Origin of the sequence: Variovorax nivicola, assembly GCF_051216475.1 — a bacterium.
Lineage (GTDB): Bacteria > Pseudomonadota > Gammaproteobacteria > Burkholderiales > Burkholderiaceae_C > Variovorax.
In genome coordinates this window covers 770,448-793,257 of the sequence record NZ_JBPJZK010000002.1, presented here as the reverse complement: position 1 = coordinate 793,257, position 22,810 = coordinate 770,448, and the positions used below count along the sequence as shown (strand labels likewise).

The following is a 22,810-nucleotide window of genomic DNA, read 5'->3' as shown; positions in this document are numbered from 1 at the left end:
GACCTCTTCGATCAACGCAGGAGCGACAGCACGCCTTGCGTGGTCTGGTTGGCTTGCGACAGCACCGAGGTACCAGCTTGTTGCAGGATCTGGGCGCGTGTCATGTTCGACACTTCGACGGCGTAGTCAGCGTCTTCGATGCGCGAACGCGACGAGGACAGGTTGGTCACCGTGGTGCCGAGGTTGGCGATCACCGAGTCGAAACGGTTCTGCACCGCACCCAGCGAGCTGCGCAGCTTGTCGACTTGCGACAGGGCGGCGTCCAGGGCCTTCAGCGGGTCGACGGTCGACTTTGCATCGCTGACGGCGTTGGTCGTCAGCTTGCCGGGCTTGGTCGAATCGGCGTACACGGTGCTGCCTTGCGAATCGGTCACCACGCCGTTGGCGTTCAGGTTGATCGATTCGGCGGCGGTCGTCGTCAGGCCGCTCACGCCCATGTAGGCGCCGGTCACGGCACCGCCGGCTGCAGCCACCGCGTAGGCAGCGGTAGCGCCACCGCCGTCGATGTCGATGGAACCTGCACCTGCGTTGATCTTGGCTGCGACCTGGTCGGCCGTGGCGCGCTCGCCGGCAACCGCGAAGGTGCTGGCGCCGGCAGCTGCCGTCACCACGGTGTACGAAGCGCCGGTCGCGCCGATGGTGATCGAGTCGCCAGTCGCGGCCATGCCGGTGGCTTGCTCGAGCACTGCCGACAGCGTGGCGGCGGAAGTCGCGCCAGCGCCCGTCTTGGTCAGGTTCTTCGAAGCGTCGAGGTACAGAGCCGAGCCGTCGGCAGCGTCGGTCATTGCACCGTTGCTGTCGATCTTGACGTCCATCGAACGGGTGCCGAGCTTGACCGTGGCGGTCACGCTGGTGCCGGCCGGCGGGGTCAGCGAAGCGAGCGTGTTGGCCTGGCTGCGGGTAGCTTCCGTGGCGGTGTAGCTCTTGGTCGCTGCGCTGTAGGTGTAGGTTGCGCCGCCGGTCATCGTGACCGTGCCGCCGTCCTGCATCTTGGCCAGCACGTCGTTGGCCGTGGCGCCGTTGGCGGCCGTGGTCAGCGTGCGGGTGTAGGGCGTGACGCCGTTGGACGTCGTGCCTGCGGCGAAGCCTGCGATCAGCAGGTCGGAAGCCGTGGCAGTCTTGTTCTTCGAACCGGTGTTGTTGACGTTGAAGCCGTCCAGACCGAGGGTCTTGGCGCTGATTTCTTGCAGGTCGATGTCGATGGTTTCGCCATCGTTCGCGCCGACTTGAACGGTCAGCTTGCCAGCGTCAGCCGACAGGACCTTCACGCCGTTGAACTGGGTCTGTTCCGACACGCGGTTGATTTCGTCCAGGCGCTGGCCGATTTCCGACTGGATGGAGTCCAGGTCGGTTGCCGAGTTCGTGCCCGTGGCGGCTTGCACCGACAGTTCGCGGATGCGTTGCAGGTTGTTGTTGACTTCGGTCAGCGCGCCTTCGGTCGTTTGAGCGATCGAGATACCGTCGTTGGCGTTGCGCGTTGCTTGCGTCAGGCCCTTGATGTTGGCCGTGAAGCGGTTGGCAATGGCTTGGCCGGCAGCGTCATCCTTGGCGCTGTTGATGCGCATGCCCGAAGACAGGCGCTCGATGGCGCTGTTCAACGCCGACTGCGACTTGTTGAGGTTGTTTTGCGTGACCAGCGAGAGGCTGTTCGTGTTGATGACTTGCGCCATGTTCGACTCCTGATTGAAAAAAGGTTGTGGACTCCGGCCTTCGGCCGTAACGCTGGACCCGCTTCCACTGTGAGACTCAAGCCATCGTTGACTTGGTTATCGGCGGGGTCTCACGAACCTTTAGGGCCACGTACAAAAAAGTTGCACAGGCGGCCCACGCCAGCAGCCCACACCCTCAGGCCTGCAGGTTCATCACTTCCTGATAGGCAGTCACCAGGCGGTTGCGCACCTGCAGCCCGGTCTGGAAGGCGACGTTGGCCTTCTGCAGGTCGACCATCACGTCGTTGAGCGCGACACCGGGCTTGCCCAGTTCGAACGACTCGGCCTGCGCATAGGCCTGCTGCTGCGCGCCGCTGATGTTGGCGAGCGAGCGCTGGAGCTCGGCTGCGAAACCGCCGGCTTCCACCGGCGTACCGGCAGCGGCCGCTGGCGCGATGCCCGTGTGCAGCGCGGTGGCGCGCATCTGCTGCAGGACCGATTCGATGGCACTGATCGACATGGGGGGACCCTCTTCCTTTGTTTGTCTGAACACTTCTGCGTGACTTGACATGGAGGGTCAAAAGCCCTCCTGCCTGCTTGCAGCGTATCAAGGGAAGACCCCGATTCAAGCGCGCAACTGAGGGCAAAAACCCCGGCTGTTCGGGCATTCGAATTCCGGGTGACTGTTGACAATCGTCGGCGAAACGAACAGGCCGCGGACGACTTCACGGGCCATCCGGAATGAAATCTCTACACCGAATCTCCTCTCTCACCATGGCAACGGCCACGACGAAAGTGCACCCATGAGTACGGCGGCGCCCGCGGGTGTCTTGCCTGCGGCCGGCGACGGCCAGCCCGCGCTACTGGACCGCATGCGCGCACAGCCCCGGCTGCCGCTGATCATCGGCGGCGCGGCCCTGGTGGCCGCCGCAGCCGCGTTCATGCTCTGGAGCCGCGCGCCCGACTACAAGGTGCTCTACACCAACGTGTCGGACCGCGACGGCGGCGCGATCATCGCGTCGCTGCAGCAGATGAACGTGCCTTACAAGTTCGCCGATGGCGGCGGCGCGATCCTGATCGCGGGCGACAAGGTGGCCGAGACGCGCCTGAAGCTCGCGGCGCAGGGCCTGCCCAAGGCCGGCGGCGTGGGCTTCGAACTGATGGACAACCAGAAGTTCGGCACCAGCCAGTTCGCCGAGCAGGTCAACTACCAGCGCGGGCTCGAAGGCGAGCTGGCGCGCTCCATCGAATCCATCGGCGCCATCGAGTCGGCCCGCGTGCACCTGGCGCTGCCCAAGCCGTCGCTCTTCGTGCGCGACCAGAAGAAGCCTTCGGCCTCGGTGGTGCTCGCGCTCGCACGCGGGCGCAGCATCGACGAGGGCCAGGTCAGCGCCATCGTGCACATGGTGTCCAGCAGCGTGCCTGACCTCGACGCCAAGAGCGTGACCGTGGTCGACCAGCGCGGCAACCTGCTGTCTTCAGCGCGCGGCGGCGACCGCGGGCTGGACGTGAGCCAGCTCAAGTACGCGCAGGAGATCGAGCAGGGCTACATCCGCCGCATCGAGGCGATCCTGCAGCCCATCGTGGGCACGAACAATGTGCGTGCGCAGGTGGCGGCCGACATCGACTTCTCGGTGGTCGAGCACACCGACGAGAAATACAAGCCCAACCAGGACCCGACGCAGGTCGCCATCCGCAGCCAGCAGAGCAGCGAATCGGCGCAGCACGGCGGCGGGCAGCCCGGCGGCGTGCCGGGCGCGCTGTCGAACCAGCCGCCGGTGAACCCGACCGCGCCCATCACCGGGCCACGTGCGCCGAACGCACCGGGCACGCCGCCCGCGCCGGGGACACCCGGCGCTCCGGGTGCACAGGGCGTGGCGGCCTCCACGGCCAGCACCGCCCCCACCGGCCCGAGCAGCACGCGCAAGGACACCACCACCAACTACGAGCTCGACCGCACCATCCGCCACGTGCAGCAGGCTGCCGGCGGCGTGAAGCGCCTGTCGGTCGCCGTGGTGGTGAACAACCGCGATGCGGTGGACGCGAGCGGCAAGAGCAGCCCCCGCGCGCTGACCCCGGCCGAGCTGGAGCAGATCCGCAACCTCGCGAAGGAAGCCATGGGCTTCAGCCAGGATCGCGGCGACTCGCTCAACGTGGTCAACAGCGCCTTCGCCCGCGATGCCGAAAGCGCCCCCGCGCCCGAGGTGCCGTTCTGGCGCGACCGCGAGAACATCGAACTCGGCAAGACGATGGGCCAGTACCTGCTGTATGCGCTGCTCGCACTCTTCGTCTGGCTGGCCGTGCTGCGCCCGCTGATGCGCAGGCACCTGGCCCCCGCGCCTGGGCCCGCGGCGTCCTCCGGCCCCGCCTTCGTGCCGGTCGCCGAACCAGACCCGAACGCGCCCTCCCCCGACGAAAGCCTGCGTGAACGCGAGGCCAACCGCCGCAAGGCCGACATGGAATACGCCCACCAGGCCGCCGACAAGGACCCGAAGCTGGTGTCCACACTGATCCAGCACTGGATGCACAACAATGAATAGCGAACAGGGAACCCGCAAGAGCGCCATCCTGCTGATGGCGCTGGGCGAAGACCGCGCCGCCGCCGCGCTGCACCAGCTGCCCACCTCCGAGGTGCAGGCGCTGGGCCTCGCGATGTCGAAGCTCAGCTCCGTCTCCAAGGACGAGCTGGCCGCAGTGCTCTCCGAATTCCGCCACGAAACCGAGCAGCTGTCGGCCCTGCACCTGGGCTCGACCAGCTACATCCGCGCCGTGCTGAAGAAGGCGCTGGGCGACGACCGCGCCAGCAACCTGCTCGAAGACATCCTGCAGCCCGACGAGCCGCACGGCGGCATCGAGCGGCTCAACGAGCTCGAGGCCGGCGAAGTGGCCGAGCTCATTCGCGACGAGCACCCGCAGATCCTGGCAACGCTGCTCGTGCACCTGGACCGCATGAAGGCATCGGAAGTGCTGGAGAAGCTGCCGGCGCGGCTGCGCCACGACGTGATCATGCGCGTGGCCACCTTCGGCGGCGTGCAGCCGTCGGCGCTGAACGAGCTGACCGACGTGCTCACCGAGATGCTCGCGGGCCAGGGTGTGCGCCGCAGCCGCCTGGGCGGCGTGCGCACCGCGGCCGAGATCGTCAACCTCATGAGCACCGGCGTGGAAGAAGAAGCCATCGCCCATGTGCGCGAGCAGGACGAGGCGCTGGCCCAGCGCATCGTCGACGAGATGTTCGTGTTCGAGAACCTGCTGGGCCTCGAAGACCGCAGCATCCAGCGCCTGCTCAAGGACATCGAGTCCGACTCGCTCATCATCGCGCTCAAGGGCGCGCCGATGGAGCTGCGCGACAAGTTCCTCAACAACATGTCGCAGCGCGCCGCCGAGACGCTGCGCGAAGACATGGAGCTGCGCGGACCCGTGCGCGTATCACAGGTCGAGACCGAGCAGAAGGCCATCCTGCAAGTCGCCCGCCGTCTGGCGGAGGCTGGCGAAATCGTGATCGCGGCGCCTGGCACCGATGACTTCGTCTGACACCAACGGCGCCTTCGGCGAGTCGCGCGAACGGCTTGCCGCCATCCATGCCGCCGCGCGCCATGCGGCGGCCGGACCGAAGCCCGCCCCATCGCCCACGCTTTCAGCCTGGGAGCGCTGGGAGATGGGCACCATCGACGGCAAGCCGCAAGCGCCCACCGGCCGCAACAAGGCCTCCGAACGCAACGGCGCGCCGCCGGCGCCCCCCGCACCAAAGATCGACCTTGCCGACATCGCGCGCATCCGCAGGGAAGCCCGCATCGACGGCGAAGCCGAGGGCCGCGCCGCCGGGCTTGCCGAAGGCCGCAAGGTCGGCCACACCGAAGGGCTGGCCACCGGCCTCGCGGCTGCCAGCGTGCATGCCGAGCGCCTGCGCGCGCTGGCCCAGTCGCTGCCCGACGCCTTGCGCCGCGCCGAAGAAGAACTTTCGCGCACCGTGCTCGCGCTCGCGCTCGACGTGGCCCGCCAGGTGGTGCACCGCACGCTGAAGGCCGAGCCCGAATGGGTGCTGCCCGTGGTGCGCGACCTGCTCAACACCGAGCCCGCGCTGCGCGGCGAACCGCGCCTGCTGCTGAACCCCGACGACGTGGCACTGGTGAAGAACAGCCTCGGCAACGAGATCGAAGCCGCCGGCTGGCAGGTGCGCGCCGACGACACCATCGCGCGTGGTGGCTGCCGCGTGCAGTCGGCCACCGGCGAACTCGACGGCACGGTCGGCACCCGCTGGAAGCGCGTGACCGCGGCGCTGCACGGCGACGCCGACGGACAGGCCGACTCGCTCTGACGCCCATGCAAACCACCGCCGACTCCAACGCCCATCTGCAAGCAGTGCGCGCCGCGCTGGAGAAAGCGCGCGCCAACGTCGCGCATTGCGAGACCACCATTGCCTCAGGCCGCCTCACGCGCGCCGTCGGGCTGGTGCTCGAGGCCGTGGGCTTGCAACTGCCCGTGGGCAGCGACTGTTTGATCGAACTGCCGCCCGGTCATCCGCAGCGCCACGCCGAAGCCGAGGTCGTGGGCTTCGCAGGCGACCGCCTGTTTTTGATGTCGCAGACCGAAGTGGCGGGCCTGGTGCCCGGAGCGCGCGTGTTCGCGCGGCCCGGTGCGGCGGAGCCCGATGCAGCCGGCATGGCCGGCAACGCACACACCAAACGCCTGCCAGTGGGCGAAGGCATGCTCGGCCGCGTGGTCGATGCGGCCGGCCGTCCGCTCGACGGGCTCGGCCCGCTCGACATTGCGCGCAAGGTGCCGCTGAGTTCGCCGCCAGTCAACCCGCTGTCGCGCGCGCCCATCGACTCGGTGCTCGACGTGGGCGTGCGCGCCATCAACGCGATGCTCACCGTCGGCCGCGGCCAGCGCATGGGCCTGTTCGCCGGCTCCGGCGTGGGCAAGAGCGTGCTGCTGGGCATGATGGCCCGCTACACCAGCGCCGAGGTCATCGTCGTCGGCCTGATCGGCGAACGCGGCCGCGAGGTGAAGGACTTCATCGAGAACACGCTGGGCGAAGAGGGCCTGGCCCGTGCGGTGGTGGTGGCCGCGCCCGCCGACAACTCGCCGCTGCTTCGCCTGCAGGGCGCGGCCTATGCGACCTGCCTGGCCGAATACTTCCGCGACCGCGGCAAGGACGTGCTGCTCATCATGGACTCGCTCACCCGCTACGCCATGGCGCAGCGCGAGATTGCGCTGGCTGTGGGCGAGCCACCCGCCACCAAGGGCTATCCGCCGTCGGTGTTCGCCAAGCTGCCAGCATTGGTGGAACGCGCGGGCAACGGCGCGCGCGACGCGCAGGGGCGCGGCGGCTCGATCACCGCCTTCTACACGGTGCTGTCCGAGGGCGACGACCAGCAGGACCCGATTGCCGACTCGGCGCGCGCGATTCTCGACGGCCACGTGGTGCTCTCGCGCACGCTGGCCGAGGCCGGGCACTACCCTGCCATCGACATCGAGGCCTCCATCAGCCGCGCAATGACCGCGCTGATTCCGTCTTCGCAATACGACTCGGTGCGCCGCTTCAAACAGATGCTCTCGCGCTACCAGCGCAACCGCGACCTGATCAGCGTGGGCGCATACGCGCCCGGGCACGACCTGCAGCTCGACCAGGCAATTGCGATGTACCCGCGCATCGAAGGCTTCCTGCAGCAGTCGATGGACGAACGCGCGGGCTACGCCGAGTCGATCGCGCACCTCGAAGGCCTGTTCGCGCCCGAGCAGCGCGCACCCACGACAACAACACCGCAGAGATTCACGAAATGACACGCAAGCTCCCTCTCGGCATGCTGATCGACCTGGCGCACACGCAGACCGACGACGCCGCACGGCGCCTGGGCGCGCTGCAGAACGCGCACCTCAACGCCAGCCAGAAGCTCGAACTGCTGCTGCAGTACCGGCAGGACTACCACGACCAGCTCGACGCATTGATGCGCGACGGCCTGCCCTCGTCGCAGTGGCGCAACTACCGCAACTTCCTGGGCACGCTGGACGGCGCCATCGATCAGCAGCGCGCCATCGCGGCGCAGACCGAGACCCGGCTCGACACCGGCCGCACCGACTGGCAGCAGCAAAAGCGCCGCCTGAGCTCTTTCGACACGCTGGCCGAGCGCGTGCGCATGCAGGAAATGATGGCCGAGGCCAAGCGCGAGCAGCGCGACAGCGACGAGCGCTCGGCGCGCAAGTTCTTCGACCGCACCTCGCACCCGACTCTTTGATCTCCACGCAGGAACCGACATGACTCCCATGATCACGCCCCCCGTCATGACGAACGCCACCAGCCAGCCTGCCGCGCAGGCCGGCGTGCGCGGCCGCAGCGCGGACGAAGACCAGGGCCGCAGCTTTGGCGCGGCGCTGGAGCGTTCGCGCGCGAACAACGGCAGCCATGGCGACGCGACGCCGAAGGACGACACGGCGGATGTCGCCGCCATCGACCGCAAGCCCGTGCGTAAGCCTGGCGCGGATGAAGACACGAAGAAAGAAGACGCGCTGCCCGCCGACCCGAACCTCGCCTTTCTCGCGACGGCGCACACGCCGCTGCACGCGCTGACGCTCGCGGGGCGCTCGGCGCAGCAGCAACAGGGTGAAGGCGCGACCGATGCCACCGCCGCAGCGGCGCCCGCCGGTGCGGCGGCAGACATTCCGCTGGACCCGGCCCTGCAGGCCGCTGCCGCGAAGACGCTTGGCGCCGATGTAGCCGTCGCCGATGCATCGGCCGCACCCGAAGCCGCCGTGGCCTCGAGAGATGCCGCGAAAGACGCCGCAGCGAAGCCGGCGACGCCCGCCCTGTCGGCCGCACCTCTCCAGGACAACGCCGCGCCGGCCGCCTCGCTGCACGAACTTGCCCGCGCCGCCATCGCGGCACAGACCATGGCTGTCGGCATCGCGAAGCCCGCGTCCGCTCCCGCCGGTTCGCCGATCGGCACCGCTGCGACCGGCCGCGCCACCGCATCGCGCGCCCCCGTGAGCGCCACCACCGCCGAGCAACTGGCCAGCGCCGCGCAGCAACCCGAGGCGGCCGACGACGCGCAAGCCAAGGCCGCGCCCATTGCGGCAGTAGCAGCCGCAGCCGCAACCTCTGGCAACGCAGACAACCAGCCACCCGTGGCACCCATCGCACTCCAGCAGCCCGCCGCGATAGCAACCGCTTCATCAGACAGCGCGAACGACACGGCCACCACGCGCGCGCCCGTGCACACCATCGCCCCCGAAGTCGGCAGCGACAAGTGGGCGCCAGCCCTCGGCCAGCAACTGGCGCGCATGAGCACCAGCGGCAATCACACGGCCGAGCTCAACCTGAACCCCGCCGGCCTGGGCCCGCTCAAGGTCACGCTGTCGATGGGTGACAACCAGGCGCAGGCCATGTTCGTATCGGCCCATGAAAGCGTGCGCAAGGCCATCGAGGCCGCGCTGCCGCAGCTGCGCAATTCGCTGTCGGAGCAGGGCATCACGCTGGGCCAGGCCTCGGTCGGCGCGGAAACCCGCCAGCCCTTCGGCAACGACGCCGCCTTCGCTCAGCAACAAAGCCAGCAACAGCAGCAGAACGCCGCGCGGCAGCAGGCGGCCTCCCCTTACCCCGGCACAGGCCGCGCCACGGCCAGCGCTCCGGTGGCGCCCCTCGCCGCCGTGCGCACGGGCGCCTCCAACAACGCAGCAGGGGTAGACACCTTCGCCTGAGGCCCGGCAACACATACACGCCCCCGCCCGCGACGGCGCCCTGTGCGGCGCCCCGCAATGAACGGATATGAAACGCCTTTGTGCGCTTGTTCGGCCGTTCGTCAGCGAGGGACTTCGCAAAGAATAGATCGGACAAGAAAAACCGCTTAACCATGGCTACCTCATCACCCGCCGCAACCGTCGCACCGGCCATCTCCGCAACGCTGGCCCCACGCCGCTCCTCGAAGCTGCTGATCGGAATCGTGATCGCCGTCGGCCTGATCGCTGCCGGCGGCGCGGCCGCGTATGTCTTTTTGCCCCGCTTCATGGGCGCCGCTTCCACCGAAACGGCCAAGGCGCCGACGCCCGAGAAACCCATCTTCCTCACGCTCGAGCCGCTGACCGTCAACCTGCAGTCGGAGGGCCGCGGCCGCTTCCTGCAGATCGGCATGGCGCTGCGCGTGCGCGACGAGCACACCAAGGCGCAGCTCGTCGAGTTCATGCCCGAAGTGCGCAGCCGCCTGCTGCTCCTGCTGTCGAACCGCGCACCCGAATCGGTGGTGTCGCCGGAAGACAAGGCCAAACTGGCCGAGGAGATCCGCAAGGCGCTGAGCACACCGCTCGCGCCGGACACGCCCGAGCTGGGCATCTCCAGCGTCTCTTTCAACACGTTCGTCGTGCAGTGACCACCTCTTCCTTCGGACAAGCGATCCATGGCGTATGAACAGGTGCTCTCCCAGGACGAGGTCGATGCGCTTCTGCAAGGCGTCACCGGCGGAGACCTCGACCAGGCGACCTCTCCCGCACCGCCGAAGGACGGCCTGCCGGCCTACGACCTCGGTGCGCCCGACCGAGTGGTGCGCAACCGCATGCACACGCTGGAGGTCATCAACGACCGCTTTGCGCGCGGCCTGCGCGCCGCGCTGCTGAACTTCATGCGCCGCAGCCCCGACATCTCGGTGGGGCCCGTGCAAATTCAGCAGTACGGCGAGTTCGTGCGGCACCTGCCGGTGCCCGCGAACATCAACATGATCCACATGAAGCCGCTGCGCGGCACCGCCCTCTTCGTGTTCGACCCGAAGCTGGTGTTTCTCGTGGTGGACAACCTGTTCGGCAGCGACGGGCGCTACCACGTACGCGTGGAAGGCCGCGACTTCACGCGCACCGAGCAGCGCATCATCAAGCGCCTGCTCGACCTGTCGCTGCAGTGCTATGGCGATGCATGGCAGCCGGTGTTCCCGCTCGACTTCGACTACGTGCGCGCCGAAATGCACGGCAAGCTCGCCAACATCGTCGCGCCCAACGAAGTGGTGATCAACACCACGCTGCAGATCGAGTTCGGCCCGGTGGGCGGCTTCCTGCACGTGTGCATTCCCTACTCGATGATCGAGCCGATCCGCGACCTGCTGTCCAACCCGATCCAGGACGAGGTCGAGGTAGACAAGCGCTGGGTCAAGCAGATGTCGCGCCAGATGCAGGCCGCCGACGTCGAGCTGGTGGCCGACTTCGTGACCATGCCCTCGACGCTGGGCGAAGTGATGAAGCTGCAGATCGGCGACGTCATTCCCATCGAGCTGCCCGAGACGGTCGTCGCCAAGGTCGGCGGCGTGCCGGTGATGGAGTGCGGCTACGGCACCTCCAACGAGCGCTATGCACTGCGCGTGCAACACATGATCTCCCACCAAGACAGCGATTTGAAGAACGACCATGACTGACAACACCTCTTCCGGCAGCAGCGACGCGGACGACTGGGCCAGCGCCCTGGCCGAGCAGACGGCCGCCTCGGCCCCTGCCGCCGCCGAACCCGCCCCCGCACCCACATTCGCGCCCGCCACCGCGCAGGTCTTTCAGCAGATCCAGGACGCGCCGGCCCCCGCGCACTCGTCCTCCACGCCGGTGGACATCGCGCGCGTGCTCGACGTACCGGTGCAGCTCACCGCCGAGATCGGCCGCACGCGCATCACCATCAAGAACCTGCTTCAGCTGTCGCAGGGCTCGGTGGTGGAGCTCGACGGCCTGGCCGGCCAGCCGCTGGACGTGCTGATCAACGGCTACCTCATTGCGCAAGGCGAAGTGGTGGTAGTGAACGAGAAGTACGGCATTCGCCTGACCGACATCGTCACGCCCTCCGAGCGCATGCAGAAGCTCGCGCGCGCATGAGCCTGCCAACAGTGCCAACGCCCGTTCACGACGTGGCTCCGGCCGCGGTCGGCGCATCGGGCCTGCTGCAGGCCGGCTTCGGCATGGCGGCGGTGATCGGCCTGATCTTCTTGTGCGCCTGGCTGGCGCGGCGCTTCGGCCTTCAGCGCCTGGGCAGCGGCCAGCTGGTGAAGGTGGTGTCGAGCGCCGCGGTCGGCCAGCGCGAGCGCGTGGTCGTGGTGGAAGTGGGCGGCACCTGGCTGGTGCTCGGCGTCACGCCGAGCCAGGTCAACACGCTGCACACGCTGCCGGCGCAGGCCCATGCGGCTACTACAGCACCCGCGTCGCCCTCGGTCGCGCCCACACCTGTCGAACTCTTTGCCCGCAAGCTGCGCGAAGCCCTCTCGGGCAAGCCGCACCGTCCCGCCCCATGAAGCACCCCGCATTGCGCCGCGGCATGCGCGCCGCGCTGCTGTTGCTCGCCGCCACGCTGCTGCCCGCCGTTGCATGGACGCAGGGCCTGCCCGGCATCACCAGCACGCCCGGCCCCGGCGGCAGCCAGACCTGGTCGCTGAGCGTGCAGACCATGGTGCTGCTGACCTCGCTCACCTTCTTGCCCGCGCTGCTGCTGTCGATGACCAGCTTCACGCGCATCCTCATCGTGCTGGGCCTGCTGCGCACCGCCATCGGCACGCAGACATCGCCGCCCAACCAGATTCTGGTGGGGCTGTCGCTGTTCCTCACCTTCTTCGTGATGGCGCCGGTGCTCGACAAGGCCTACACCGAGGCCTACCAGCCCTTCTCGGAAAACAAGATCAGCGCAGACAAGGCACTGGAGCGCGGCATTGCGCCCTTCAAGACCTTCATGCTCAAGCAGACCCGCGAGAACGACCTGGCCCTGTTCGCCCGGCTCGCCAAGGTGCCCGAGATGCAGGGCCCCGAAGACGTGCCGCTGCGCATACTGCTGCCGTCCTTCGTTATCAGCGAGCTGAAGACCGCGTTCCAGATCGGCTTCACCATCTTCATACCGTTTCTCATCATCGACCTCGTGGTGGCCAGCGTGCTGATGTCCATGGGCATGATGATGGTGCCGCCTGCTTCCATTGCGCTGCCCTTCAAGCTGATGCTCTTCGTGCTGGCCGACGGCTGGCAACTGCTGATAGGCGCGCTCGCACAAAGCTTCTACCTCTAGGTACGCAGAGATGACCCCCGAATCCGTCATGACCATGGGCTACCGGGCCATGGAAATCTCGCTGCTCATCGGTGCGCCGCTGCTGCTGGTGGCGCTGATCATCGGCCTGATCGTGAGCATCTTCCAGGCGGCCACGCAGATCAACGAAGCCACGCTGTCATTCATTCCCAAGCTGCTGGCCGTGTTTGCGACGCTGGTGATCGCAGGGCCGTGGATGTTGGACCGCATGCTCGACTACATCCGCGCGCTGTTCGCCGGCATTCCGCAGATGCTGGCGTGACGTGACTTGACGTGACCCCGTCGATCATCTCGGTCACCTCGGCCCAGCTCGAGGGCTGGATGGTGGCCTTTCTCTGGCCCTTTGTGCGCATGCTCGCACTGGTGAGCACCGCGCCGATCTTCGGCGAAGCATGGGTGCCACGGCCCGTGAAGGTGGCCATTGCCGCCATGCTGGCCTTCGTGATCTCGCCCACCATCGGGCCGTTGCCGGCGGTGCCGGTGGTGTCCGCCGGCGGCGTGTGGATCATCGTGCAGCAGGTGCTGATCGGCGTGGCCATGGGGTTCACCGTGCGGCTCGTGTTCACCGCCGTGCTGGCCGCTGGCGAATACATCGGGCTGCAAATGGGCTTGTCGTTCGCATCGTTCTTCGATCCGATGAGCCATGGCAGCACCATGGTGGTGTCGCGCCTGCTGAACATGCTGGCGATGCTGATCTTCCTGGCGCTGGACGGGCATCTGCTGATGGTGAATGCGCTGGCTGAGAGCTTTCACACGCTGCCGATTGCCGATGCGCCGCTGGCTTCTGGCGGGTGGATGTTTCTGGTGCTGGCCGGGGGCGACATCTTTGCCAGCGGGCTGATGCTGGCGCTGCCGCTGATTACCGCGCTGCTTACGCTGAACCTGGCGATGGGCATATTGAACCGGGCATCGCCGCAGTTCAGCATCTTTGCGGTGGGGTTCCCGCTGACGCTGCTGGCGGGGATTTTCATGATGCAGTTGTTGATGCCGAATCTGGGGGCGTTTCTGGAGCCGAGGTTTGGGGAGGCTGTGGGGAATATGTTGCGGGTTACGCAGGGGCTGCGGCCTTGATTCGAAGGTAATGCAAAGGCCCCGGATCGCATAAAGATCCAAACAGGTGCATCAAACTGATTAATCAGTTGGCATGAGATCTGCTTGATCAGATGCATGTCATCTTCCACCGACATCAGCGAGCGCATCGTCGAGGCGGTCCTCGCCAAGAAGCTCGCACCGGGCGCCCGCCTCGGAGAACAGCAACTGTGCGATCTCTTCGATGCACCGCGCGCGGTAGTGCGCGAGGCGCTCACCGCCTTGTCGGTCCGCGGCATGGTGAAGGCCAGCGCGCGTCGCGGGTGGTACCTGGTCGAGCTGTCCCAAGAGGAAGCCCAGGCCGCTTTCGACGCGCGCCTCGTGATCGAGACCGGCCTCATCCGGTGCAGCAAGCCTCCGGCCTCCAAGGCGCTGCAGCGGCTGCGCACGCACCTGAAGCGTCAGCGCGAAGCGGTCGAAGGCACCGATGTGGGAGCGCGCAGCTTCCTGCTGGGAGACTTTCACGTCTGCCTGGCCGAATGCCTGGGGAACAACGTGCTCGCAGCCACGGTTCGCGACCTCACCGCACGCACGATGCTGATCGCCTTGCGCTACCAGTCGGAGGACGAGGCTGTGCACTCCTTCAGCGAGCACAGCGCCATCGTCGAGGCGCTGGGAGCCGGCGACATGGCCCTGGCCGAACAGCGCGTCTTCGCCCACCTGTCGACCTGGCAACTCAAGCTGCGGGTGCCCGCTGACCAGACGCCCGACCCGTTGGCCGAACTGCGGCTCGCGCTCACGCCGCTGTCTGCGCCCCGATGAAGCATCCGTCGCCACGCGCCCCCGATTTCCCCGCCGACTTCTTCTCAACGCCCATGCCAACCTTGGAGCACACCATCATGTTCAGCAAACGCCACCTTTCCCTCGGCCTCGCAGCCGCTCTGACCTTTCTCGCCGCCGGCGCCTCGCACGCACAGAACGCGCTGGAGACGATCACGAAGAGCAAGACGGTCCGGATCGCGATTCCCACCGACTTTCCGCCCTACGGCTCGGTCGGACCGGACATGGCGCCCCAGGGGCTGGACGTCGAAGTCGCGCGGCTGATCGCCGGCAAGCTCGGCGCCAAGGTCGAATTGATTCCGGTCTCGACGGCGAACCGCATTCCTTATCTGCAGACCAAGAAGGCCGACCTCGTGATCTCCACGCTGGGCAAGAACCCGGAGCGCGAGAAGGTCATCGACTTCACGGTGGCCTACTCGCCCTTCTTCATCGCCGTGTTCGGCCCGAAGACGCTGTCCGTGAAAGCGCCGGCCGAGCTCGCGGGCAAGTCCATCTCCGTCACGCGCGGCTCCGTGGACGACGCGGAACTCACCAAGGTGGCGCCGGCCTCCGTGGAGTTGCGCCGCTTCGAGGACAACAACGCGACCATCTCGGCCTTTGTCGCCGGACAGACGCAGCTGGTGGCGACCAGCGCCCAGGTGGCGAGCACCATGATGGCGAAGAACCCGCAACTTGGGAGCGAGCTCAAGTTCGTGCTGAAGGATTCCCCGAACTTCGTCGGCGTGGCCAAGGGAGAGGACGCGCTGCGGCTCAAGGTCAACGAGATCTTGCTCGACGCGAGGAAGAGCGGCGAACTCGACAAGCTGGCTGTCAAGTGGCTGGGCCGCCCCGCCGGCGATTTGCCGCAGTAAGGCGCGCCTCGTATCTTCATCACGCCCACGACATGAACGAGCCATGGCGCCTCAGTGCAGCGCAGTTGACCGCCGGGTACGCAAAGCAGTTGTTCACGCCCCTCGACGCGCTGCAGGCGTGCCTGGCACGCACCGAGGTTTGCGAGCCGTCGCTCAACGCCTTCGTGGCACTCGACCGGGAAGGTGCGCGGCGCGCGGCGGCGTCCAGCGCGGCACGCTGGGCCACCGGCCGGCCGCTGGGCCCGCTCGACGGCGTACCGGTGAGCGTCAAGGACAACATGCACGTCGCGGGTTTTCCCACGTCGTGGGGAAGCAGGCTGCTGCAGGGCTTTGTCGCGTCGCACGACGAGCTGCCCGTGGCGCGCCTGCGCGCGGCAGGCGCCGTGCTGTTCGGCAAATCGAACCTGCCTGAATTCGCGATGCAGGGCTACACCTCCAACGCCCTGCACGGCACGACCCGGAACCCCTGGGACACCGCGCTGACGCCGGGCGGATCGTCGGGCGGTGCCGCGGCGGCGGTCGCGGCGGGCTTGGGGCCGCTGGCCCTGGCCACCGATGGCGGCGGCTCCATCCGCCGGCCTGCATCGCATTGCGGTCTTGTGGGATTCAAGCCTTCGCGCGGCCTCGTGCGCAGGGAACGCGGCTTGCCCGAGATATTCCTCGACTACGAAGTGGCCGGCGGAATCGGTCGCTGCGTGAAAGACGTACAGCATCTGACGTCGGCGATCGCGGGATCGCGCCTGGAGGCCGGCCAGCCCTCGCCGTCTCGCATTCTTTTCGTGCCCCGGTTCGGCACCCATGCCGTCGACCCCCGCATCGCCGCGTCGGTGCGTCGCGCGGCCGAGGGTTTCGCCGCGTTGGGGCATGCGGTGGACGAAGCGCAGCAGGTGAACTGGTCGGAGGCAATCAACGCGCTGTGGCTGACGCTTTCCAATGCAGGGCTCGCCTGGATGCTCCAGCGCGCATGGCAATGGCCCGAGTTCGGATTGCCCGAGGGCGTTCACCCGGATCTCTCACGCTGCGGCGCGGTCGCGCAGGCGAATTTCGACGCCGGCCTGAAGCTCGATGCATCCGGCCTGTTCGATGTACTGGCGGAAGTGCGTGAACTCGAGCGACAGATGGAAGTCGTCTTCGCCCGCTACGACTTCATCCTCACACCGGCGACGGCCGCCCTGCCCTGGCCCTGCGAGCAGAGCCACCCCGAGCGGATTGCGGACACGGAAGTCGGCCCGCGCGGGCATGCCGTCTTCACCGCCTTCGCCAATGCCGCGGGCTTGCCGGCCATTGCATTGCCAAGCGCGCATGCAAAGGGCCTGCCGACTGGCATTCAGTTGGTCGCACCGGTCGGCCACGATGCCGAATTGCTGGCATTGGCCATGCAGTATGAGGAGGCCTTTCCGTGGCTTGCGCTGTGGGATCAGGAAACTGAAAGACCGCATGCAGACAACGACAAGTTGGTGGCACGAAGGGCTCACTCAACGGGCTGAAAAAAGAGGAGGCCCCATCCGGCATTTGGGTTGGAACTGCGGGCAATAGGGGCATCCCGCTCCCCTCGATCGCAGATGTCTGCATGGCTATACTGCGCCCGTCATGTCAAAAACAGGCGTGATCGGGATTGGCGTCCCGCTGAAATCACTGCGACGAAAGCCGCAGTCACCCGCAGGGTCTGCGGCTTTGTCGTTCGTGCCTCCAGTTTTGGCGGCTCGATGGGCGGGCGCGAGCCCGGCCGGTTTCACGCAAGTGGTTTCCCGGTACGCCAACCCGTCGAGCCGCCGCCCTCAATTGGCGTTGAGTGCGTCGGTTTCAGCAAACCGAAACCCTTGGAGGCCATTCATGGCTGCATCCGCTCGCGCGTCCGCGCACGTTCACTCACTTCCCGAATCTTCTGAAGCCGCCAGCGTTGAATCGCTTGTGCTGCAGGCATGCGATGACATCGACAGCCTTCACGAGGTGCAGCACGCGTATGTCGGTCTCGAAAAGCTCATCGTTCCACAGGGAGCGAACGATACGGAAGAGGTTTATCCGACACGCACTGAACTCGGTGCGCTGGTGCGGGTGGTCAATGAGGAATTGCAGCGGCGGATCGCAGCAGCCGATACCACAATTCAATCGTTGCGTGCTGCCTTGAGCGAAGGCTGTGCGCAGTGAATTTTTTCAAGACTGTCGATGCTCAGCTACATCATTCCGATACGGTTCGAGAAAGCCCAAGAAGCTTAGGTCGGTGCCCACTAAACCAGCAGCAGCCCAACACATTAAGGTGATCGCTGTGCTCTATCGCCTCAGTCGGTAGTAGAGCCAGGCGGCTTCCATCAGCGTGACGAAGCCCAGACCCGCAATCAAAGGCACCCATGTCCCTTCGCGCAAAGAGAAGTAACCCGCCGCGCACGCGATACCCAAAGCCGCAATATGCGTGACGAAGGCAATCAACGGGTTATCAAATGGATTCCGGCGACGTGGTGTGCTGAACTTCATTTTGAACATCCGCATCTTGTACGTGGAACTTCAGGTAGGTGAGGCATCTTGTCCCCCAGAATACCTCGCAACACAGCTTCTGGATTGTCAGCACCACGGTCAATGTTGTTGAGCGCATCGCCCATCCCTGCAACGAGTCCGAGCGATATCCCTCCATAAGGTCCTGTTCTCGTGATGGTGCCTGTCGCACCCCCAGCAGAAAAACGGCCGGAGAGATAGGCCTTGTGATTCGACGCCCAATCTTTGGCGCCTTTGAATGCCTTTTTGGCTACTGCGGGATCGGCGAGTGCCAGTAAGGCCGCTCCAAAAATCTCCTCGTCCTCAGTCGCTCGCTGTTGCATGCATTCACCATCAAATCCTGCTCGCCTGTACATGTGCTTGCCAGCATTAGCCAATCCGCCAAAGTAGGAGCCAAAGCCCGAGGAGTAGTCAACCAGCCCCTGCGGCAGCGGGTCACCCAAGGCCCACAATCCAAGCGGATCGGTCAGTGCCAATGGATTTCCATCTACATATCCAAATCGATTCCACCCTCCATCGAGCCCGATCGGATCAGGCTGGCTGTACCGCCCCGTTCTACTGTCGTAGCTGCGGAAGTAGTTGTAGAACAGCCCCGACTCCTCATCCGCATACTGCCCCGGATACCTCAGGTTGAACTTCACCTCGGAGATGCTTGTGGTGCCCGGGTTCGGCGCTGTGTCGAGGTTGGCAAAGCGGTTCTTTGCTGTCGTGGGCTTGTCTTCCCCGAACGCGCTGTAGCCCCACTGCCAGACCGCCTGCCCGTCTACATTGGTCAACTTCCTCGGGGTGTTCAGGTGATCGCTGTGGATCGCGTAGGTGGTGCCATTGATCACCGCCGCAATCGGCATCGGCCCATTGCCCGTCGGCAGGTAGACGTACTGGCTCTGCCCCGCACTGTTCGTGCCCCCGCTGCCCACCTCCGCAATCAGCGTGCCCTGCTCGTCGTACACGTAGGCGTAGCCCAGTTGCTCGGCCTGCGTGGTGCTCGGGCTCCACAGCTTCGTGAAGAACGCGATCAGGCTCTGCATGAAGCCCGGGTCGGCTTCATCGCCCTGGCTGGGCGGGTACAGCGGCTCGGTCTTGAACACCCGCTGCCCCAGCGCGTTGTGCGCATAGCGCGTGGTCGGGCTGACATCGGTCGCACCCGTCGTCGCCGCGGCAAGCCGCCCTTCGGCGTCGTAGGTGTAGCTGCGCAGGCCATCCGTGAGCAGGTCGCCGTTGGCGTTGTAGCCGTAGGTGACGCTCGTGCTGCTCGCGCCGTTGATGGTCTGGGTGAAGCCCGTGAGCTGGTTGCTCGCCGAGCCCACCGTGTAGGTGCGACTGGTGCTCGTGCCATTGAGCGCCCGGGTGGTGCTGCTGCGGTTGCCGTTGGCGTCGTAGCCGAAGCCTGCGGTGTTGCCCGCGGCGTTGAAACTCACGATGCGCCCCACCGCGCTGTAGCCCACGCTCCAGGTGACGTTGGCATTGGCGATGGTGCTGTGGGTCGGGTCGGTGTCGCCGGGCTGGTAGAGGTTCTGCGTCAGGCTGGTGATGCGCCCGGCTGCGTCGTAGGCGTAGCTGCTGAACTCGGTGGCGGTCAGGCGGCCTGCGGTGTCGTAGCTGCGGCTGGCTGCGATGGACGGGCTCGCGAACGCCCAGCTCCACGCCGTGGGCTGGCCCAGCGGGTTCCAGGCGAGGCCGGTGACCAGCGGGTTGCCGTTCCAGTTCAGGCCCGTGAGACGGCCGGTGGCGTCGTAGACATGGGACAGGGTTCCGCCGTTGGGGTAGCCGATGCTCGCGAGCGCGCCGTTGGGGTTGTAGGCGTAGCTGACCTGCTGGATGCTTCCATTGATCAGGGTCTGCTTCTTGAGGGTGACGCGGCCGAAGGTGTCGCGGGTGTACTCGGTGGTGCCGCTGCGGTCGATGATCTCGGAGAGGTACCCCTTGCTGTTGGCCGTGAGGTCGTAGCGCAGGGTGGTGGTCTTGCCGTCGGCGAAGACCAGGCTTGTCGGACGACCCAAGGCATCGCGGGTGATGGTTGTCGCTTGGCCCAACGCATCGGTGATCTGGCTGGGCAGGCCGAGGTTGTCGTACTGGGTGCTGGCGGTGCCGACATCAGTGCTGCTCTCGACCGTCGCGTTCCCTTGGGCGTCGCGGGTATAGGCAGTGGCCACGCCCTTGAAGTCCTTGGCTTCGGTGACGGCGTCGAGGGCGTTGTATTTGAGAGTGGCTGTCGTGTTGGTCGCATCGGTCACGGTCTTGATGCGGCGCAGGCCATCGAGGCCGTAGTTGGTGTGCTGGCTCAGGCCATTGGTGATGCGGGTCAGTTCGCCGTTGACGTCGTAGGCGAAGGTGCTGGTCTGGTTCGGGCCTTCGGTCTTGGCGCTGAGACGGTTGATGTTGTTGATTGTGCGAGCTGCGTTCCACGCCACGTTGCCGGCGCTGTCCTTGATCTGCTCGGCAGTGCGGTTGCCCATGCCATCGAGGGTGTAGGAGCCCGATTCGCCTCGGTTGTTGCCCCAGCCTGTGAGGCGGTGGGCCGCGTCGTAGGTGTAGGTCAGCACGAGGCCAGTGGGCAGCGTGATGGTTTCGACGGTGCCGTAGGGCTTGTAGGTGAGGGTAGTGGTTTGGCCGCCGACGGTCTGGGTCAGCAAGCGATCTCGCAAGTCGTAGGTGTAGGTGGTGACGAGGCTGTTGGGGGCAGTGGTACTGACGACGCGATTGGCGGTGTCGTAGGTGTAGCTGGTGACGTGGCCCAGCGCATTCTTCGATGTGAGGACGTTGCCTCGGGTGTCGTAGGTGTAGCTCGTGGCTGCGCCGTTGGGCTCTGTCGCTGTGTCGACCAACTGCGATGTGTTGTAGGTCCGCTGCCAGAGTTGGGCTTTGTTGGTGGCTGTGTCTGTGATGGTCTTCGACAGAGTGTTGCCCAAGGCGTCGTAGGTGTACGCGGTAGTACGGCCGGACTCTGTGATCAGTACGGGGAGGCTGAACGTGGGATGCCACTGAGTGGTCACCGTCTGGGCATCGGGGGTGCCTGAAGCTTGGATCACGGTGGTGGGCAGTCGGCGAGTGCTGTCCCAGGTCGTGGTGGTGACGATGCCGTTGAAGTCAATTTCGCTGGCAATCAAACCATTGGCATCTTGTACACGGCTGGCGGCATCACCATTGCCTTCGCCCGAGGGCCGTGAGCCCGATGTGATAGCGAGTTTGCCCTTGGTTGTGCTGTAGCTGTAGCTGCGGCTCGTACCCAGGGGGTCGAGCACCGTTGCGAGACCTGCCGATGGATAGCTGACCTGATAGCTCTCGACGGTTCCTGCGAGCTGAGTGCTGATCGCACGGCCGGCGCTGTCGTATGCGAACGTGCCCCAGCGAACGCCAGCTTCATCGAAGATGCCTGTCAGGCCTTGGGGGATCGAGGTGTTCTCGTAGACGAAATTGCGGCCCTTGCCGTCGGGGTACAGGACCGAGGACAGGCGACCAGCAGTGTCGTAGGCGTACGCGATGAAACGTCCATCCGGTGTCGTGACGCTGGTCAGTTGGCCTGCGCCGTTGTACGCAAACGCGAGGGTACGCCCGAAGCCGTTCGTGACGGAAGCCAGTTGGCCAGCGCCGTTGTAGGTGTACGCGGTGACCCAGCCGTTGCGCTTCGCTTCGGTCTGCAGCTTGCCGGAGCCGTCGAAGTTGAAGGTGGTGTCGTCGTCGGCGCGGTGGTAGCTCCAAGCACCGGAGGGCAGTTGCGTCAACGTATCGGCGCTGTTGCTGGCGCTCCAGGTGGTGGTGCCTGCAGCCTTGCCAAAGGTCCGCACATAACCTTCGCCAGTGGTGATGGCCACAGCCACGGGGGCCGTGCTGGGCGTGGCGACCAGCTTGGCGCTGAAGTTGTGCGACCAGACTTGGCCAAGTGGGTTGCTAGCCCTGGTCGAATCGCTCGCCCAATTGCTGCGGTAGGTACGCGTGAAGGACAAGGCTTCAGGTCCGGGGTCGGACCAGTCGGTCTCGGATCTATATTTCTCTGCAGTCGCAGGAAGAATGGGATTGCGAGTGCTAGCACCGTCCGGAATCTTGCAAGACTGGCTTGCTGTAGGCTGAGGAGCAGCCGGAAGGCAGGACGTTTGAGAGCCATCCTCTTGAGCGCCGTCTTTGCACTTGCAGCCACCAGTTACAGCGGTGCTGTTTGCGGGACAGCCGTTCGTCACGGCCTGCATGGATAGCCATCCATTGAACATCCCGGTGGGAGCGTATGCAGGATGGACTACCCAAACGCGGCATTCAGACGTATCCCAGCGCGCTTCGCCAGAGACCCACCCGACAGCACGGGCACGAGTGTTCGCTAAATTCTGCGCAAAATCGTCAGCACACGCTTGCTGCTTCGTTGCCAAGATGGGGCCAACAGCACCATCCTGAGAAATTCGATAACCCAAGATAGGAACAGGAAAATCCGCTTGAGCACTGCTGCACCAAAAGGCCAAGACTATGGCCGCCAGTTGACAAACATAAGTAGTGCGGCTCGCGAATTCGCGAGGGATGGCAATCTCATTCAGCCGTCGTCCTCGGGAGATGACTCCAATGAGTGGTGCCTTCGCGACTGTCCTTTTGACCAGCGAAACTAGCTGATCGAGGCGCCGCAGCGTCTTCAATACCCGCATTGCACACTCTCCCTCGTTTTCCTTGTTGGTGCGCCCGAGCATCAATGGCCGATGGCCGTGATGATCACTATTTTTTGAACGATCAATCACCCCTCAGGTGACGCGCACTGCAACGCAGCGCGCTCCGTACAAGTTGTTTCAGGCTAGCTGAAAGGCCACATGCAGACAACGACAGATCGATGGCACGACGGGTTTAGTTGATGCGCTGAATGGGAAAGTACGCAGTAGCCAAGGCTTGCTGTTGTCGATGAGCGACTGCTCACAGGCAAGCGACCGTGTCGCCAAAATCCTGTCCGTATGGTC

At 65.8% G+C, this 22,810-nt stretch carries 21 protein-coding genes; 17 read left to right on the top strand and 4 right to left on the bottom strand.

Going from position 1 to position 22,810, the window contains the following annotated elements; genetic code table 11:
* Positions 1-11: 11 nt before the first annotated feature.
* Both ACSFBF_RS12370 and fliE read right to left on the bottom strand, forming a co-directional pair.
* Positions 12-1,670, bottom strand: a complete 1,659-nt coding sequence (locus ACSFBF_RS12370; protein WP_435467254.1) for a FliC/FljB family flagellin — start codon at positions 1,668-1,670, stop codon at positions 12-14.
* A gap of 175 nt (positions 1,671-1,845) precedes the next feature.
* On the bottom strand, positions 1,846-2,169 hold the full coding sequence (gene fliE / locus ACSFBF_RS12365; protein ID WP_435467252.1) for a flagellar hook-basal body complex protein FliE: 324 nt from the start codon (positions 2,167-2,169) through the stop codon (positions 1,846-1,848).
* Positions 2,170-2,452: 283 nt separating this feature from the next.
* Here fliE and fliF point away from each other — a divergent pair, with 283 nt between their 5' ends.
* From fliF to ACSFBF_RS12280, 17 genes are all read left to right on the top strand, one after another.
* Complete coding sequence (gene fliF / locus ACSFBF_RS12360) at positions 2,453-4,189, top strand: flagellar basal-body MS-ring/collar protein FliF (RefSeq protein ID WP_435467250.1); 1,737 nt, start codon at positions 2,453-2,455, stop codon at positions 4,187-4,189.
* Entirely contained in the window at positions 4,182-5,180 is a 999-nt protein-coding gene (gene fliG, locus ACSFBF_RS12355) for a flagellar motor switch protein FliG (RefSeq protein WP_435467248.1), read from the top strand. The genes fliF and fliG overlap by 8 nt, the downstream gene beginning before the upstream one ends.
* A complete protein-coding gene (fliH, locus tag ACSFBF_RS12350) occupies positions 5,167-5,964 on the top strand; it encodes a flagellar assembly protein FliH (RefSeq protein ID WP_435467246.1) in 798 nt (265 codons plus the stop codon). The genes fliG and fliH overlap by 14 nt, the downstream gene beginning before the upstream one ends.
* A 5-nt stretch (positions 5,965-5,969) precedes the next feature.
* Positions 5,970-7,433, top strand: coding sequence for a flagellar protein export ATPase FliI (gene fliI / locus ACSFBF_RS12345; protein WP_435467244.1), 1,464 nt, complete (start codon positions 5,970-5,972; stop codon positions 7,431-7,433).
* Complete coding sequence (gene fliJ / locus ACSFBF_RS12340; RefSeq protein ID WP_435467242.1) at positions 7,430-7,885, top strand: flagellar export protein FliJ; 456 nt, start codon at positions 7,430-7,432, stop codon at positions 7,883-7,885. The genes fliI and fliJ overlap by 4 nt, the downstream gene beginning before the upstream one ends.
* Positions 7,886-7,913: 28 nt before the next feature.
* Complete coding sequence (locus tag ACSFBF_RS12335) at positions 7,914-9,344, top strand: flagellar hook-length control protein FliK (RefSeq protein WP_435467240.1); 1,431 nt, start codon at positions 7,914-7,916, stop codon at positions 9,342-9,344.
* A 152-nt stretch (positions 9,345-9,496) separates the two neighbouring features.
* Positions 9,497-10,009, top strand: coding sequence for a flagellar basal body-associated protein FliL (gene fliL / locus ACSFBF_RS12330; RefSeq protein ID WP_435467238.1), 513 nt, complete (start codon positions 9,497-9,499; stop codon positions 10,007-10,009).
* Between the two features lie 27 nt (positions 10,010-10,036).
* A complete protein-coding gene (fliM, locus tag ACSFBF_RS12325; protein ID WP_435467236.1) occupies positions 10,037-11,038 on the top strand; it encodes a flagellar motor switch protein FliM in 1,002 nt (333 codons plus the stop codon).
* Positions 11,031-11,483, top strand: coding sequence for a flagellar motor switch protein FliN (fliN, locus tag ACSFBF_RS12320; protein ID WP_435467234.1), 453 nt, complete (start codon positions 11,031-11,033; stop codon positions 11,481-11,483). The genes fliM and fliN overlap by 8 nt, the downstream gene beginning before the upstream one ends.
* Entirely contained in the window at positions 11,480-11,896 is a 417-nt protein-coding gene (gene fliO, locus ACSFBF_RS12315; protein WP_435467232.1) for a flagellar biosynthetic protein FliO, read from the top strand. Before fliN ends, fliO begins: the two co-directional genes overlap by 4 nt.
* Positions 11,893-12,654 (top strand): flagellar type III secretion system pore protein FliP, encoded by a 762-nt coding sequence (fliP, locus tag ACSFBF_RS12310; RefSeq protein ID WP_435467230.1) that lies wholly within the window; start codon positions 11,893-11,895, stop codon positions 12,652-12,654. The genes fliO and fliP overlap by 4 nt, the downstream gene beginning before the upstream one ends.
* A 10-nt stretch (positions 12,655-12,664) precedes the next feature.
* Positions 12,665-12,934: a flagellar biosynthesis protein FliQ gene (gene fliQ / locus ACSFBF_RS12305; protein ID WP_435467228.1), complete on the top strand. Its 270-nt coding sequence runs from the start codon at positions 12,665-12,667 to the stop codon at positions 12,932-12,934.
* 23 nt (positions 12,935-12,957) lie between these two features.
* Complete coding sequence (gene fliR, locus ACSFBF_RS12300; RefSeq protein WP_354337762.1) at positions 12,958-13,743, top strand: flagellar biosynthetic protein FliR; 786 nt, start codon at positions 12,958-12,960, stop codon at positions 13,741-13,743.
* 96 nt (positions 13,744-13,839) lie between these two features.
* Positions 13,840-14,523 carry a GntR family transcriptional regulator gene (locus tag ACSFBF_RS12295; RefSeq protein WP_435467226.1) on the top strand — a complete coding sequence of 228 codons (684 nt, stop codon included), beginning with the start codon at positions 13,840-13,842 and terminating at the stop codon, positions 14,521-14,523.
* Between the two features lie 77 nt (positions 14,524-14,600).
* Complete coding sequence (locus ACSFBF_RS12290) at positions 14,601-15,392, top strand: transporter substrate-binding domain-containing protein (RefSeq protein ID WP_435467224.1); 792 nt, start codon at positions 14,601-14,603, stop codon at positions 15,390-15,392.
* A 32-nt stretch (positions 15,393-15,424) separates the two neighbouring features.
* Positions 15,425-16,879: an amidase gene (locus ACSFBF_RS12285; RefSeq protein WP_435467222.1), complete on the top strand. Its 1,455-nt coding sequence runs from the start codon at positions 15,425-15,427 to the stop codon at positions 16,877-16,879.
* Between the two features lie 346 nt (positions 16,880-17,225).
* Positions 17,226-17,540, top strand: coding sequence for a hypothetical protein (locus ACSFBF_RS12280; protein ID WP_435467220.1), 315 nt, complete (start codon positions 17,226-17,228; stop codon positions 17,538-17,540).
* 123 nt (positions 17,541-17,663) lie between these two features.
* Here the strand turns inward: ACSFBF_RS12280 and ACSFBF_RS12275 are convergent, their stop codons facing one another.
* A complete protein-coding gene (locus tag ACSFBF_RS12275; protein ID WP_435467218.1) occupies positions 17,664-17,864 on the bottom strand; it encodes a hypothetical protein in 201 nt (66 codons plus the stop codon).
* Positions 17,861-22,066, bottom strand: coding sequence for an RHS repeat-associated core domain-containing protein (locus ACSFBF_RS12270; protein ID WP_435467216.1), 4,206 nt, complete (start codon positions 22,064-22,066; stop codon positions 17,861-17,863). Before ACSFBF_RS12270 ends, ACSFBF_RS12275 begins: the two co-directional genes overlap by 4 nt.
* Positions 22,067-22,810: the final 744 nt, after the last annotated feature.

Excerpts from the sequence above, each read along its gene's own strand:
- ACSFBF_RS12290 (WP_435467224.1), top strand. The coding sequence starts at position 14,601 with ATGTTCAGCAAACGCCACCTTTCCCTCGGCCTCGCAGCCGCTCTGACC.
- fliP (WP_435467230.1), top strand. The coding sequence starts at position 11,893 with ATGAAGCACCCCGCATTGCGCCGCGGCATGCGCGCCGCGCTGCTGTTG.
- fliI (WP_435467244.1), top strand. The coding sequence starts at position 5,970 with ATGCAAACCACCGCCGACTCCAACGCCCATCTGCAAGCAGTGCGCGCC.
- ACSFBF_RS12270 (WP_435467216.1), bottom strand. The coding sequence starts at position 22,066 with ATGCAGGCCGTGACGAACGGCTGTCCCGCAAACAGCACCGCTGTAACT.
- ACSFBF_RS12295 (WP_435467226.1), top strand. The coding sequence starts at position 13,840 with ATGTCATCTTCCACCGACATCAGCGAGCGCATCGTCGAGGCGGTCCTC.
- ACSFBF_RS12285 (WP_435467222.1), top strand. The coding sequence starts at position 15,425 with ATGAACGAGCCATGGCGCCTCAGTGCAGCGCAGTTGACCGCCGGGTAC.
- fliE (WP_435467252.1), bottom strand. The coding sequence starts at position 2,169 with ATGTCGATCAGTGCCATCGAATCGGTCCTGCAGCAGATGCGCGCCACC.
- ACSFBF_RS12335 (WP_435467240.1), top strand. The coding sequence starts at position 7,914 with ATGATCACGCCCCCCGTCATGACGAACGCCACCAGCCAGCCTGCCGCG.
- fliG (WP_435467248.1), top strand. The coding sequence starts at position 4,182 with ATGAATAGCGAACAGGGAACCCGCAAGAGCGCCATCCTGCTGATGGCG.
- ACSFBF_RS12275 (WP_435467218.1), bottom strand. The coding sequence starts at position 17,864 with ATGAAGTTCAGCACACCACGTCGCCGGAATCCATTTGATAACCCGTTG.
- fliO (WP_435467232.1), top strand. The coding sequence starts at position 11,480 with ATGAGCCTGCCAACAGTGCCAACGCCCGTTCACGACGTGGCTCCGGCC.
- fliM (WP_435467236.1), top strand. The coding sequence starts at position 10,037 with ATGGCGTATGAACAGGTGCTCTCCCAGGACGAGGTCGATGCGCTTCTG.
- fliF (WP_435467250.1), top strand. The coding sequence starts at position 2,453 with ATGAGTACGGCGGCGCCCGCGGGTGTCTTGCCTGCGGCCGGCGACGGC.
- fliH (WP_435467246.1), top strand. The coding sequence starts at position 5,167 with ATGACTTCGTCTGACACCAACGGCGCCTTCGGCGAGTCGCGCGAACGG.
- fliN (WP_435467234.1), top strand. The coding sequence starts at position 11,031 with ATGACTGACAACACCTCTTCCGGCAGCAGCGACGCGGACGACTGGGCC.
- ACSFBF_RS12370 (WP_435467254.1), bottom strand. The coding sequence starts at position 1,670 with ATGGCGCAAGTCATCAACACGAACAGCCTCTCGCTGGTCACGCAAAAC.
- fliJ (WP_435467242.1), top strand. The coding sequence starts at position 7,430 with ATGACACGCAAGCTCCCTCTCGGCATGCTGATCGACCTGGCGCACACG.
- fliL (WP_435467238.1), top strand. The coding sequence starts at position 9,497 with ATGGCTACCTCATCACCCGCCGCAACCGTCGCACCGGCCATCTCCGCA.
- ACSFBF_RS12280 (WP_435467220.1), top strand. The coding sequence starts at position 17,226 with ATGGCTGCATCCGCTCGCGCGTCCGCGCACGTTCACTCACTTCCCGAA.
- fliQ (WP_435467228.1), top strand. The coding sequence starts at position 12,665 with ATGACCCCCGAATCCGTCATGACCATGGGCTACCGGGCCATGGAAATC.